The 12,520-nt window shown below is 39.7% G+C and carries 15 protein-coding genes; 1 reads left to right on the top strand and 14 read right to left on the bottom strand.

The window, feature by feature from the left end:
• Positions 1-60: 60 nt before the first annotated feature.
• From A9P82_RS05825 to A9P82_RS05800, 5 genes are all read right to left on the bottom strand, one after another.
• Positions 61-975, bottom strand: coding sequence for a helix-turn-helix domain-containing protein (locus tag A9P82_RS05825; RefSeq protein ID WP_082915251.1), 915 nt, complete (start codon positions 973-975; stop codon positions 61-63).
• 57 nt (positions 976-1,032) lie between these two features.
• Positions 1,033-1,671, bottom strand: coding sequence for a response regulator transcription factor (locus A9P82_RS05820; protein ID WP_066205282.1), 639 nt, complete (start codon positions 1,669-1,671; stop codon positions 1,033-1,035).
• A gap of 855 nt (positions 1,672-2,526) precedes the next feature.
• Positions 2,527-3,321, bottom strand: a complete 795-nt coding sequence (locus A9P82_RS05810; RefSeq protein ID WP_082915250.1) for a sensor histidine kinase — start codon at positions 3,319-3,321, stop codon at positions 2,527-2,529.
• The gene (locus A9P82_RS05805) at positions 3,314-3,970 is read right to left on the bottom strand and encodes a hypothetical protein (RefSeq protein WP_066205274.1); all 657 of its coding nucleotides are present in this window, start codon (positions 3,968-3,970) and stop codon (positions 3,314-3,316) included. Before A9P82_RS05805 ends, A9P82_RS05810 begins: the two co-directional genes overlap by 8 nt.
• Positions 3,971-4,017: 47 nt before the next feature.
• Positions 4,018-4,482, bottom strand: a complete 465-nt coding sequence (locus tag A9P82_RS05800) for a hypothetical protein (RefSeq protein ID WP_156522611.1) — start codon at positions 4,480-4,482, stop codon at positions 4,018-4,020.
• Between the two features lie 1,318 nt (positions 4,483-5,800).
• On the opposite strand from A9P82_RS05800, the gene A9P82_RS05790 reads away from it, so the two are divergent.
• A complete protein-coding gene (locus tag A9P82_RS05790; protein ID WP_066209643.1) occupies positions 5,801-6,007 on the top strand; it encodes a hypothetical protein in 207 nt (68 codons plus the stop codon).
• A 23-nt stretch (positions 6,008-6,030) separates the two neighbouring features.
• Here A9P82_RS05790 and A9P82_RS05785 read toward each other — a convergent pair whose 3' ends face one another.
• From A9P82_RS05785 to A9P82_RS05750, 9 genes are all read right to left on the bottom strand, one after another.
• Positions 6,031-6,486, bottom strand: coding sequence for a sugar transferase (locus A9P82_RS05785; protein WP_066205264.1), 456 nt, complete (start codon positions 6,484-6,486; stop codon positions 6,031-6,033).
• Positions 6,487-6,725: 239 nt separating this feature from the next.
• Positions 6,726-6,902 carry a hypothetical protein gene (locus tag A9P82_RS15380; RefSeq protein ID WP_156522610.1) on the bottom strand — a complete coding sequence of 59 codons (177 nt, stop codon included), beginning with the start codon at positions 6,900-6,902 and terminating at the stop codon, positions 6,726-6,728.
• Between the two features lie 129 nt (positions 6,903-7,031).
• Complete coding sequence (locus A9P82_RS05780; RefSeq protein WP_066205261.1) at positions 7,032-7,394, bottom strand: hypothetical protein; 363 nt, start codon at positions 7,392-7,394, stop codon at positions 7,032-7,034.
• Position 7,395: 1 nt separating this feature from the next.
• Positions 7,396-7,920, bottom strand: a complete 525-nt coding sequence (locus A9P82_RS05775; RefSeq protein WP_231891210.1) for an ADP-ribosyltransferase — start codon at positions 7,918-7,920, stop codon at positions 7,396-7,398.
• Between the two features lie 264 nt (positions 7,921-8,184).
• A complete protein-coding gene (locus A9P82_RS05770) occupies positions 8,185-8,616 on the bottom strand; it encodes a hypothetical protein (protein ID WP_066205255.1) in 432 nt (143 codons plus the stop codon).
• 161 nt (positions 8,617-8,777) lie between these two features.
• Positions 8,778-8,975, bottom strand: a complete 198-nt coding sequence (locus A9P82_RS05765; protein ID WP_066205252.1) for a hypothetical protein — start codon at positions 8,973-8,975, stop codon at positions 8,778-8,780.
• Between the two features lie 382 nt (positions 8,976-9,357).
• Positions 9,358-10,371 carry a hypothetical protein gene (locus A9P82_RS05760; RefSeq protein ID WP_066205250.1) on the bottom strand — a complete coding sequence of 338 codons (1,014 nt, stop codon included), beginning with the start codon at positions 10,369-10,371 and terminating at the stop codon, positions 9,358-9,360.
• A gap of 49 nt (positions 10,372-10,420) precedes the next feature.
• The gene (locus A9P82_RS05755) at positions 10,421-11,239 is read right to left on the bottom strand and encodes a hypothetical protein (RefSeq protein ID WP_066205247.1); all 819 of its coding nucleotides are present in this window, start codon (positions 11,237-11,239) and stop codon (positions 10,421-10,423) included.
• A gap of 1 nt (position 11,240) precedes the next feature.
• Entirely contained in the window at positions 11,241-12,128 is an 888-nt protein-coding gene (locus A9P82_RS05750) for a DUF488 domain-containing protein (RefSeq protein ID WP_066205244.1), read from the bottom strand.
• Between the last annotated feature and the right edge of the window lie 392 nt (positions 12,129-12,520).

Raw genomic sequence — 12,520 nt, 5'->3', positions numbered from 1 at the left:
CCATTTGCCAATGTCTCACATTGAAAATCAATAGGTTAAAAATTCAGGAGTACCGGCAAATCAATTGCCGCGGCGCCGGCGGTAGGCAAGGGGAGTGCAGTCATAGGCTTTTTTAAACGCTTTGAAAAACGCCGATACGTCGCCGAACCCGCACATCCAGGCAATGGATTGTACCGGTTCGCGGGTAGTATCGAGAAGCGCGCCGGCAAGCCGCAGTCTTTGTTGGCTGATATATTGGTGGAGGGGTATGTGTTCATGTTCCAGAAAATCACGCCTGAGCTTTGCCGCGTTCTGTGCATATAAGCGCGCAAGGTGGGGCAGGGGCAGCGACTCAGCCAGGTGGTCGTTGATATATTGTTTTACCATGGATAAGCGGTACCGGGTCGCCCGGTCGGAATCTTGTGTTTCGGTAAGTCCGGCAAGGTATAGTCCTGTAAGTTCCAGCATCCCGGAAATAAGAAAAATCCGTAACCGTTCGCCCCTTAGACGGCTGTTGCACAGGCGGTGCAGTTGTTTTTTGATGGCAGGGGTAATCGTGTAGCTTTTCCCGCAATAATTGTCTAATCCGGGCAGCAGTTGTTTTGCATAGACAGCGGGCATGCCTGCATAAAAAAGCAGCAGCTTTCCGGGTGCAAGGCGTAGTTTTAACGGGGTCATAGATAAGAGTAGGGGCATGTGTTGCCTGGGCTGCAGTGTTACAGCCGGCTGTTTGGGAAGGCTGATTTGAAGGCTGCCTTCTGTTACATAAAAAAACAAGAGCAGGTCGGTGTCGCTTCTTAGTTGCAGTTCCGTAAATGCCCGGCTGCGAAAGCTGTCTATGCCGGCGCACAGGTAATCGCCCGGGTAGTACTGTTGCTCGCATTGCCCGTTTGGGTAGTTGAAAGCAGCGGCAGCCGTAAAGGAAACAGCCCCCGGCAGCATCGGTGGTACGGCAGTTCGCTGTATAGGTCGGCTCTTGTAAAGATACTCCTGCATCGTGGTATATAATAAAATTTGTAACCGGCAATAGCCCGGCAGTTCGCTGCCGCTTGTCTAAGCAGACGGCAGTGCCAGCCCCGATTGCAGTGCATATACGGCGAGCCCCGTTCTGGTTTTTACATTCAGTTTCTTATACAGGATGTCCCGGTAAGAATAAATGGTATTGGCGCTCAGGTACATTGCCGCCGCAATTTCTACATAGTTCATCTCCTTGCAGCAATAACGGAGAAACTGTATTTCTTTATCCGTCAGTTTAACCTTTTTGTTGCGGTTTTGCGACGGATGGCAGGCAGCCGGGTAGAAGCAGCCGTGTTCTGCGATACTGTGGAGCACAGCCATTAGTTCTTCGGGACCGGCATTCTTGTTCACAAATCCGCGTGCACCGCTTTGCAGCATCTTCAGGGTGGTATAGTCATTATTGTACATGGATAGTGCGACAACTTTCATATCGGGATAGAGCTCGCAAAGGCGCCGTGTGGTTGCGTAACCGTCCATGACGGGCATATTAATGTCTATAATGGCTATATCGGGCATCGACAAGCGGGATACACTCCTTAGTTGCTCAATGAAATTCTTCCCGTTGGATGCCGTTACCGTAATGCGGAACACGTCAGCATCTGACAATATCTGTTGCAATCCCCGGATAACCAGCGGATGGTCATCGGCAATGCCTACATTGATGATAGTTTCCATATATGTTATTTTTATGAGTAAAATAAAACTTCCTTACTGCCGCGGCTCTTATCCTCCCCTGTGAGACAGCTTGTTTGCATCTTCCCGTTAAAAACCTCAAACAGCAATAAAGCAATGCCGCAATTCAACAATAAATACAAAGCCTCTTTCTTTCCGGTCAATTATTAATTATCAATTAATTCCCGGTTCCCCGCTGTCCCGCTGTTCGTGATTTGCAATCGCGAACCAGTAATGAAACAAAAACAACCCGCTCTGCCGCGGCTCCGCTTTTCCGGCCTTATGGAAATGAACGTTAAGAAATCGAAGATTCACGAACACAAAAAGACATTCTAAATTTCGTGAGTAAAACAAATGAAATGAGCCGTAAAAATCAAATTCCGTTCAAGCGAAGCGCGTTTATTTGATTTTAGGCGAATGAATTTGTTTTTAGTCCATTCCATACAGCCTTGACCTTTTGTTTCTTTTCTGTCAAGAGAAAAGAAAACATATAAAACTCCTTGAAAAAAGAACACGACTGTTTTAATCATCCTGCATCTCTTTTAGAAAAACAGCCTCGGATTCGGACCTTGCCTTCCCGTTAAAAACCTCAAACAGCAATAAAGCAATGCCGCAATTCAACAATAAATACAAAGCCTCTTTCCTTCCGTTCAATTATTAATTATCAATTAATTCCCGCTTCCCCGCCTGTTCCGCGCTCCCCACGAGCATCCGGAAGGCTGGTTTTCACTCCGAAGGGGGTGATATTTTAATAGAAATTTGATGACAAAATTGTTCGACCCTGAAGGGGTCGTATATAAAATCTATTTCATTTTTCTATTAACGTATAATCCCGGTCAGTTCATAATTCCTAACTTATCAGGCGCCGGTATTCTCTATACAAACCACAACGCGGCATCCCTGTCCCGGCGCCGATATAATGTCAAACGTCCCGTTCAGCAACATTGCCCTTTCCCTCATGTTTTTCAGCCCCATGCCTTTGGCGGTCCGGCAGACATTCATGCCCCTGCCATTGTCTTCGATGCTCAGTTGCAGCCGGCGACTGTCCATGTTCAGCGTACATTGAATCCCGGTCGCCTGTGAATGTTTCACGGCGTTTTGCAATGCCTCCTGGGCAATGCGGAAGAGTAGTAATGTCCGGTTAGACGCCGGTAGAGATATGGACTTGTCGATTGAATGTACAAACCGGCAGGGTATTTTGTAAAGCGATTGAATATAGGACAGCTCCGTCTCCAGCGCATTTGTGATGCTGGTGTCTTCCACCATTTTTCCGCTGAATATATAACTGAGTTTCCGGATGTCTTCAATGCTTTGATTGAGCAGTTCGGCAGACTGCGCAATAAGCGCTTCCGGTATTCCGCCGGATGGTTGTTTTCGGAGAGCGTCTTTCAGCATCATGTGCACCATACAGAGCACCTGCCCGATATTGTCGTGCATTTCCATAGATACAAATTGGAGCGCTTGTTCCTGGACTTCATTCCGGGTTTGTAGTAATACCTGTTCCCAGTGGATGTTTGACCGGTAAAGTGCTTCCCGGTGTTGGGTTGCCCGTCGCCGGAAGAGAAATACAAAGCTGGTAAATGCCGCTGTAAACAGTATAAGCATCAGGGAGCCGGAAATAACAAAGGTAAAAATTTGGAAATGGTTATGCATGGTATAGGTTTTTAGGTGCAGGTCTTGGAAAAATAAGCGTTATGGCGATGCCGGTATAAAAAATAAGGGCAAGGTAATAGACGAGTGCATACAGGCGGTGGACTATTTGCCGGTCCGTAGCGCTGTCCGAAAAGAAAGCTACGCTTGCACGTATGAAAAAGCTTCCCGAAAAAAATAATAAGAACAATAATGAGATAATGAATGCCTGTTTCTCAGGGTAGGCGGGACGCCGCCGTCCGGCGCAAACCGAGTAGCAGTGATAAAGGCTGAATGCCGTAAGCGCCACACATTCATATTGTGTAAAAATGCTGTTGATGCCGGTGCTGTACGGAAGGCAGGCTGCTTGTATGCACACGCCGGCAAAGCCGGCAAGATAGCCGGCGTAAAAGCGACGTAATTGTCGGTTTTTGTAATTGAAATACAGTGATGCAAGCAATAGGTTTACCGGTTCCGTATAGGAATAAGCCCTCAGGTTATTACCGTAATGATAGGCGCATAAGGTTGCGATGCATTCGGCTGTGAAGCTCCAGCCCGTGTAAAGGGCTAAGAACAACCATGCCTTGTCGCCTCTCCGGTATTTGAATGCGCTGCACAAAAAAGCAGCGCTTATGGAGATAAGTGTGCTGTATGTCCTCATTTGGTAGCTCATACTGAAACCTGTTGTCCGCCCATTCCGGGTGGGCGGACCGTTCGAAGTCAGGGCAGCAGGTCGCTGCCGGCGTCGCCCGGAGGACATTCCGTCGGGCAGGGGGATACTTCGTTATACACATCGCCGTTGCCGGTTAAAACATAGTGCTCATCGGCGTCAATCCCGGCAATCACTAATGTGAGCCGGTTGCTGTCTGCTGTTGCCCGGCGGCTTTGTTCATCGACAGGGCGTGCAAGAAAAAATTTTAACGCCCGGATATTCTTGTTGTTCAGGTAATGCCGCAGCGTATCTGCGTCTATAAACAGCGAATGAGTAGCGCCGTTAGCGGCGTTGGCAAGGTAAGCCGATATCATTCGGTTGGCTTGCGCCGTACCGATAGGGGAGCCCCCGTAATGTATCGTGTCGCTTATTCCGGAAGAAGCCGGCTTTGCCGGACCTGCGGTGCAGCCTGTAAGACCGGTTTGAAGTAGCAAAGCGATGGCAGCCGGTAGGAGATTCATGTACTTTCTCATGGCGAATCTGTTTTAAAATAAAAAATGAGTGACAAATATAGCAACATCTTCCTATTCGTTTTTTGGTCTGTTTAGACGAAAATTGTGTCTCTCCACCCTTTTTTAGCATAAAAAACGTTCATTTAGACGAAAAAATATATGTTTTACTGTTGCACCTTTATGCAGTAATACACCTTGTCGTGAAATAAACCGTAAGAATTCTGCCTGCCAGGGTATATGGTTCGGACGGGCGTTGACCATTGGAAAACAATAAAAACAGACCGATGAAATGCCCATCAGTATTTTACATACCCAAAGCGATGAATCGAAGATCGACGGAGTCAAATGTAGCGAAGCGGAGTAATTGAGGAAAGTTGCTGTTCGGGATTTACAATCGCGAACTATTATTTGTGCATTTATAGTGAATCTTATGTGAGAATTGCAAATTCGCCGAATACAGCTTCGACATTGCAAATGTCGAAGAGCGAGGCGAAGAGCGAGGAAAGTTGCTGTTCGGGATTTACAATCGCGAACTATTATTTGTGCATTTATAGTGAATCTTATGTGAGAATTGCAAATTCGCCGATACAGCTTCGACATTGCAAATGTCGAAGAGCGAGGCGAAGAGCGAGGAAAGTTGCTGTTCGGGATTTGCAATCGCGAACTATTATCTGTGTATTTATAGTGAATTTTATGTGAGAATTGCAAATTCGCCGAATACAGCTTCGACATTGCAAATGTCGAAGAGCGAGGAAAGTTGCTGTTCGGGATTTACAATCGCGAACTATTATTTGTGCATTTATAGTGAATCTTATGTGAGAATTGCAAATTCGCCGAATACAGCTTCGACATTGCAAATGTCGAAGAGCGAGGGTCGAAGAGCGAGGAAAGTTGCTGTTCGGGATTTGCAATCGCGAACTATTATTTGTGCATTTATAGTGAATCTTATGTGAGAATTGCAAATTCGCCGATATAGCTTCGACATTGCAAATGTCGAAGAGCGAGGGTCGAAGAGCGAGGAAAGTTGCTGTTCGGGATTTGCAATCGCGAACTATTATTTGTGCATTTATAGTGAATCTTATGTGAGAATTGCAAATTCGCCGAATACAGCTTCGACATTGCAAATGTCGAAGAGCGAGGGTCGAAGAGCGAGGAAAGTTGCTGTTCGGGATTTGCAATCGCGAACTATTATTTGTGCATTTATAGTGAATCTTATGTGAGAATTGCAAATTCGCCGATACAGCTTCGACATTGCAAATGTCGAAGAGCGAGGATACCCGAAGCGATGATTATTTTGGGGCATTCCATCTGGCAATTAAAAAACAATAAAAATAAACACATGAAAACGATTAACATGCCCAAGCGTATTTTTATTTATGCCGCCGATGTTTGTGCCATTACAGGCAGAAGCAGCAGCTATAGCCGCCGGTTGTTGAGGCAGCTGAGAAAGCGCAACCGTAAAAAGCCGCACGCGCTCGTATCCGTTTTTGAATTTTGCGAGTATATGGGGCTTACACCCGAACAGGTCGAACCTTTCCTGGAATAGCCGTCTCCCGCGGAGGTCGATTGTTATATGAAGTAAATTTGAGCAAAACCGGTAATGCCTGGTTTTGATTTCCACCTTACGTTATGATAGTTGTCATTCCAAGCAAGCCTGTCAATGTCGTAATTTGTCAATGCTCTTGGTCCAACAATACTCATATCGCCTTTCAAGACATTTATGAATTGTGGTAATTCGTCAAGTCCTGTTTTTCGCAATAGTTGTCCTGTCTTTGTTGGAACTTCATTTACCATAGTTTGAAATTTCAAGATTTGAAAAGGTTGTTTGTCTTTTCCTATTCTGTCTTGTTTGAACAAAACAGAGTGTCGTTCTTTAAATGTCAGCAAAAGAGAAATGATGATTGTCGGAATTGCGAAAATCAGTAATGCAATAAATGAAAATGTTATGTCAAAAATTCTTTTCAATACGCGGTCTCTTAAAATTACAGCCAACTCCCAAATATACCGATCTCCATTCATATCCATTGCGCATATCTTACCTCAAATAGCATAATATCCGCAACTCCTTAAATCAAAAATATCCAAAACGCGCATCTCCAGAAATTGTTTTATTATTGATTATTCCAAGCAGTGAAGCCCGCAATCCTTTCTTACAAACCTTTACTTTGATTATTCAAATCTAAATATATTCTTTCATATAAAATAAAAATGCCCTCATAATTGAGAGCATAATATATTCATTTTAAAAACTAAGCGATATTGTATTAATGCTTCATCAGTATAGCATTTTCGAGCATTTCATTTACCTTTTTTAATTTATCGGCAAACAAAGACTTACCGACAGGGATTTCACTTTTGGTAAAATAAATTACCTCTTCTTTCTGTACCACTTTTTGTACTTTGGAATTTTTACGAATAGTATGTTTTTTTTCTGCTTGCATTTATACAAAATTAAAATGTTAATTTGCAGAATAGCATAAAAAGGTATGGTTTATAAAAACGAAACCAGATAGTTTGAATTACTTCAGGGACCAACAGGAATAAGATGTAACAAAGGTACTTTAATTATTTTATTCTGCCGATGAAAAAGCTGATTGGGCTTTCTTCCCAAGTCTTTTGCCTGCTATTCGTATTTGGGAAATATTCAACTCGTTTCTTTGCAATTCCAATAATTCTCTTTGTAAATTCATTTTATCAATAAGTTTGATAAAATCCAGTTTATCCTTTTTGGAGATACCTAATTGTAATGTCAGGTATTTTTTTAATAGTTGAGTCAAATCTACTAACAGCTCATCTTTCTTTTCGATATGAACTTCACTTTTATAAGTTCTATTAATCGAAATTGCATGGAATACATTTGACATAGCATTGTCAAATTCATCTTCTTCGATTATATTCTCTTTACTAAATCTTCTAATAGCTGCCGTTGTCATATCACACTTCCTCCATTGTGATTAATAAATGATTTTCTTTTTGCTCAATATCCAAAACTCTGAAATTTCTGTTTGGCTTAAACAAGACTTCGTTTTCATTTGATGCGCCAAATATACCAAATTTAGCAATCTTCTCAATTTCTTTCCCGCTTTTTGAAAATATCACAAAAAGGGTATTTCCTCCGTACGCCATTGCATTTAATCTCACTTTACTTGTTGATACAAAAGCATGTTCTTTTATGATTGTATCATTCTCAAATGCAGAAATATATCTGTTTGTTTCAGTATTTGTCAAATTTACGCTTCTGTACACCAAATCTTCAAAGTTGGCGAGTTTATTCAATATCGAATTTAACAACTTTCCGAAGTCTGTATTAATTTTTCCTTTGGACACTCTTAATGTTTCATTTACACTTTCATATCCATCTTCGGAATACTTGTAAATAAATGCTTTTTCATAAATCGTTAAATGTGGAAATTCTGCAACACGAGCGCTATTTTCAATAGCTCTTATCTCTCGTTCCAAATACTGTTTAGCATATTTTTCAATCGAACTTACAGCCACTTACCTACAAATTAATCATTATTCAATTACCAAAAATAAAACTTTTTCTTCTCAACAAAAACTCCTCAATTCAATTATTTACTCAACAAAACCACGCAATTCAAGATTAGACAGCCATTTCATTTTGTATCAATTATTTCCCTGTAAAGCCCAAACGCTCTTATCTTCAATTTTATCAACCTGCATTTGTGGATGATGCGTGCGGACGCGCACCATGGCGTAATTTTAATCCAAAAATCTTATTTCAGGAAACTCTCTCCCCAGCATATCTCTGATATTATCCTCATATAATGAAAGCGATGTGCAAAGTCTATTATTCCTGTTTAAAAATAAATAACCACTAATGCTGTCTTTATATTTTTGGATAAAATGAGCATTGAGATAATTTTGAATTTCTTCTTGTTGAACAAACAATTTATATACCCTGTATCGTATATTATTTTCAGCATCTTCAACAAGCAATTGTCCATGTTCTTTGTCTTTATAATATCTTCTTTCGCCCATAAAACAAAACGATGCTGTAGGATATTCAGATAGCAATATTTGCAACAAATTAAAATTGGTCATCAAAATATTGCGCACATCGCCTTGATTCGTAAGTACGGCATATTTGTTTTTGCCCGAATGATTTTTATCGTAAAACTTTATGATGAACAATTCTATTTTTCATAGTAGAATGCTTCAATTACGTAGGTAGAGCCGTTTCGCAGAGAATCGAAAGTATAACTGAAAAGCCATCGGCTATGCTTTTTGTTATACTTCTTAAATTTTAAGTGTGGTTGATATCCTTCAAATTGCAATGATGATTGAATTTGAGATTAAACGTGGTGCAATTTTTCTTTTGCAGGAGTGTATGTTTTTATATCGTCCTTCTTGGACAATTCTTTATGCAAGTCAATTGTACCCGAAACTTCCACAGGTTTCCAACCGAGCCTTGTAGCTTTAGCTTTCACAGCAGAACTATTAATTGAATTGCTGCCTTTTGTTGATTTTGTATATGATACGGAAGCTTTCATATTTCTCTATCCTTTATGAAACAAATATACAATTAAAATTTCGCTTTTAAGCAACAATAGAGTGATAACCTTCCTCTCAACAAAAAACCAACCCCTTTCTTCAATTATTCACTCAATAAAAACAAGCCATTCAAGCTTAGCCAGCCATTTGTTTTGTATCGATTATTTTATTGATAAACCCAAAACGTTTTATTTCCAATTTTACCAACCTGCATTTTGTTGATTGTTTATGTCGCGTGCGAACACGCACCACGGCGTAAGCCATTCAAAATTGGTAAATAATATTTTTACTTAATCCGCAAGCACTTTTCATTGGATGTTTGTAATATTGTGTCAATCGCAAAATAGAAAAGATTGCGTTAAGGCGAAAGCACATATTCTTTTACTTTGTATCACTCAAATATTTATCAATATAATCATGAATAATGTAATGAATATTTTTAGAAAACATATACATCTCTTCAGATTTCCCATAATGCTCTCTCAAAATGGGTCTGTCAAGCATTTCCAACATTCTATTGAATCGTTCTATTAATTTTCTCTTTTCTGGCTTGGTTTTAAATGATTTCAATTCTCTGTACGTCTCCAGTCCAATCTCATATAACCAGGGAAAATCATCTTTTAGATAACTGATTGCAATTAGAAAACCAATATTCGGTTCGTTTTCTTGCATATCCACATGAATCATTTCCTCGAGCATCATTGGATGGAACATTCTCCTTTTACGCCTTATGGTGGCAGAATCTAATCTTTCATCAATTTTTGAGGAAAAATTATCTAATAATGTTTTTAATTCTTCAAAAACTTTCGATGAGGAAATGCTTTTGTCTGGCGATGTAATAGTACGTCGTAAATCAGATATTGCTTCAACTACGTCGGCAAAAGAACGTTCTTCAATATTGCCGCTTTCTTTTAATATCTTTAAATCAAGGGAAACCGAAATCGGATTATGAATCTTTGCATTGGTTGTCGCGAGTGATTTTACTTGAGAAATAATTTCTTGCTTTGCCTCCGCAACACTGTCTAAATTATGTATATCAAACTGTATTATTCTTGTAGCGGCAACGTCAAAAGGAATAATTTCTCCTTTCTTTATCATCTGCACAAGAGGTTTTCTAATCGCGTGTCTAATCGCCAATTCATAGAAAACATTGGGATTCTTTTCTGTAAGGTCTGCGATTACTAATTCGGCATTGACAATATGTTCAATTATCTGAGTAGTTATGATACCCGGCTCCGAAATTTTATCTGCTCTAATTACTTCATAACCCAAAGGATTAACAGCTTCGGTAATGATGTGTTTTAATACTTGATCAGAACGTTCTCTTGTTGTAGAACCTTCTTCCCCAATTGGAGATATGACGAAACAAGTTTTTGGGTTTTCTTTGTTGCTCATTGTTTTGATTGTTTTATTTTAACTTGAATTTATTGACTTAATTTCTCATTCAAAATAAAGCCATTTGAATTTCTTTTTGAGGAGAAAAAGTACCAATAATCATAAATGGGTTTCGTGATGTATAATGATGCAATTGAGTAGTGCCAAGATAAAAGTATAAATCTTTCGTTTTTGCAAAATCATCAAAATACTTTTTACGCACATCTGCTATTGCCTTTTTCTCATCTTGGTATTTATCAAAGCAATTCCAATATAGTTGTCCGGTTTCCCAATCTTCAATCATCATTTTACTTTCTTTTCCTTGACTGTCTTTAAAAATGAACCTGAATTTATAAGGAAGTTTTCTAACAACATCGAAAGGGTTTTCAGGCTGTTTAAACAAATTCATCTGACGGCGTTCGGCTTCCAGTCTTGCTAATTTTTTTTTATTCCATTCTCGTTCGTCAGGCTCCGCAATAAAATCAATTATTTCGCTCGGTTTAAACACAGCAAGAGATGTACAGATATTTTTATTTTTCGCTTCTGCAACTAATTCAGTAATATTGTAATAGACTTTGCCTAAACAAAGATTCTTTCGTTCATGCCAGTTTCGAGCCGTATCTATGTGTCCCGTAATTTTTATTTCGTTTTCTAAAGATACGGGGCGGTAGCTTTCGGGACGGAAATCACTTTTATTTTTGACGAGGTCTATTTCTATCCAGTCGTATTTTTTGTATTGCTCGTTATATGATTTTTTCCGGAATGGAATAGGATATATTCTTATCCATGTACCGTCTTCTCTAAATCCTGCAGTACATACGAGTTCCTCGTATTTGGTAGAAATTGTCGGGTAAGTCTTAACTGTAATGAGTACTTTAGTTAATGCCATATCATATGTGCTTTAGCTCAAAACGCCAACCGGGCAGCTTTGTAATCGCTTCAGCTAAATGTTTTCTGTGGCACTGGCAAATGTTCGCTTCAAAGCAGGTCAAAGCAATCCGTTGATGTTGTATGAGTAGTTCTAAAATAGCGTTTTGGGTGTCTTGTGTTTTCGTAAGGTTGTCTTTACGGTAAGCGGCAAACAGTTTATCATAATCAGTTTGCGCTTGCAAAGATTGGCGCTGTTCCGATTGTATGCCCACTTCCGGAAAATGTATATATTTTATTCCAAGATTTTCGCAATATCGATTCAACTGGTTTTTATTAAAACCGTATTTCATGCTCATTGGGTTGTTGCGTACATCTACCAATATACGCACATCGTTTTTAATCAGGCGGTTTAAATATTCTTCCAAAGAAATACCTTCATAGCCTATGGTAAACAAAACAGTCTTATCGCTTTTCGGTCTCGCATCCTCTACTTTTTTTAGCGCTTCGGCAGACAAAAGATTTTTCGCCATTAAGCTGTTAATAGCTAAGTAGGGAAAGTTGGTATAAGTATGCCGTATTAGCGTATTGTTGCTCATGTTGCCATACAATTGCTTTATCTCTTGCAGGCTTCTACGGTCGCTATCTCTTAATTGGAGCAGGTAATCAACACTATCTTGCTTCTTAAAAGTATGGTCGGTTTCTTGCAGCAATCCTTTGCCTGCCATCGCAGTCATATCCGCATTGGCGGAATAAGAAAAACCGCCAAACTTGTACGGAATAAAATCATATACTTTTTCCGTGTTTTGTCTTTGTGTAAAGAGGAAAAGCAATTTCTGCAACGGTATTTTTTCAAGCTCCCCGTTAAACACCTGCAACAATGCCATTATGATTTTTCTCCTGTAAAACATAGTGCGAAGGTAAAGTCTTTTTATTTGCCCAAATATACTAAAATATTTAGTATTTAAAATTTATTTTCTCTTTTCCTCTGCTCGCTCTCTGTGAAACTTACCGCAAATGCCGCTCCCCAAAAAGCAACCATTGCTTTATATGCCGTGTATTTTATTTGTCTATTGAGAATTCGGAAATGCAAATCTTGAATAGTAAGATTATCAAATATTCACACAATACAAATAATGTGCTAGCCATTAAAATGGTAATAAATCTTTATGTTTTTCGATTGAGTAAATAGGATTTGCGTTTTCTAAAACAATTCTCAAGTAATCGAAATTTGAATTCTTAATCTTATTTATTAAGCTCTTTTCTAAATCTTGTAAATTGGAATTAATTCTCCTAATATGTT

The sequence above is a fragment of the Arachidicoccus sp. BS20 genome (assembly GCF_001659705.1).
GTDB lineage: Bacteria > Bacteroidota > Bacteroidia > Chitinophagales > Chitinophagaceae > Arachidicoccus.
This window is presented reverse-complemented; position numbering and strand designations above follow the sequence as displayed.

What these genes read in the sequence shown, in the direction of transcription:
- A9P82_RS05785 (WP_066205264.1), bottom strand. Translation starts at nt 6,486, where the DNA reads ATGGATATGAATGGAGATCGGTATATTTGGGAGTTGGCTGTAATTTTA.
- A9P82_RS05810 (WP_082915250.1), bottom strand. Translation starts at nt 3,321, where the DNA reads ATGCATAACCATTTCCAAATTTTTACCTTTGTTATTTCCGGCTCCCTG.
- A9P82_RS05805 (WP_066205274.1), bottom strand. Translation starts at nt 3,970, where the DNA reads ATGAGCTACCAAATGAGGACATACAGCACACTTATCTCCATAAGCGCT.
- A9P82_RS15380 (WP_156522610.1), bottom strand. Translation starts at nt 6,902, where the DNA reads ATGCAAGCAGAAAAAAAACATACTATTCGTAAAAATTCCAAAGTACAA.
- A9P82_RS05755 (WP_066205247.1), bottom strand. Translation starts at nt 11,239, where the DNA reads ATGGCATTAACTAAAGTACTCATTACAGTTAAGACTTACCCGACAATT.
- A9P82_RS05790 (WP_066209643.1), top strand. Translation starts at nt 5,801, where the DNA reads ATGAAAACGATTAACATGCCCAAGCGTATTTTTATTTATGCCGCCGAT.
- A9P82_RS05780 (WP_066205261.1), bottom strand. Translation starts at nt 7,394, where the DNA reads ATGACAACGGCAGCTATTAGAAGATTTAGTAAAGAGAATATAATCGAA.
- A9P82_RS05800 (WP_156522611.1), bottom strand. Translation starts at nt 4,482, where the DNA reads ATGAGAAAGTACATGAATCTCCTACCGGCTGCCATCGCTTTGCTACTT.
- A9P82_RS05825 (WP_082915251.1), bottom strand. Translation starts at nt 975, where the DNA reads ATGCAGGAGTATCTTTACAAGAGCCGACCTATACAGCGAACTGCCGTA.
- A9P82_RS05820 (WP_066205282.1), bottom strand. Translation starts at nt 1,671, where the DNA reads ATGGAAACTATCATCAATGTAGGCATTGCCGATGACCATCCGCTGGTT.
- A9P82_RS05765 (WP_066205252.1), bottom strand. Translation starts at nt 8,975, where the DNA reads ATGAAAGCTTCCGTATCATATACAAAATCAACAAAAGGCAGCAATTCA.
- A9P82_RS05760 (WP_066205250.1), bottom strand. Translation starts at nt 10,371, where the DNA reads ATGAGCAACAAAGAAAACCCAAAAACTTGTTTCGTCATATCTCCAATT.
- A9P82_RS05750 (WP_066205244.1), bottom strand. Translation starts at nt 12,128, where the DNA reads ATGTTTTACAGGAGAAAAATCATAATGGCATTGTTGCAGGTGTTTAAC.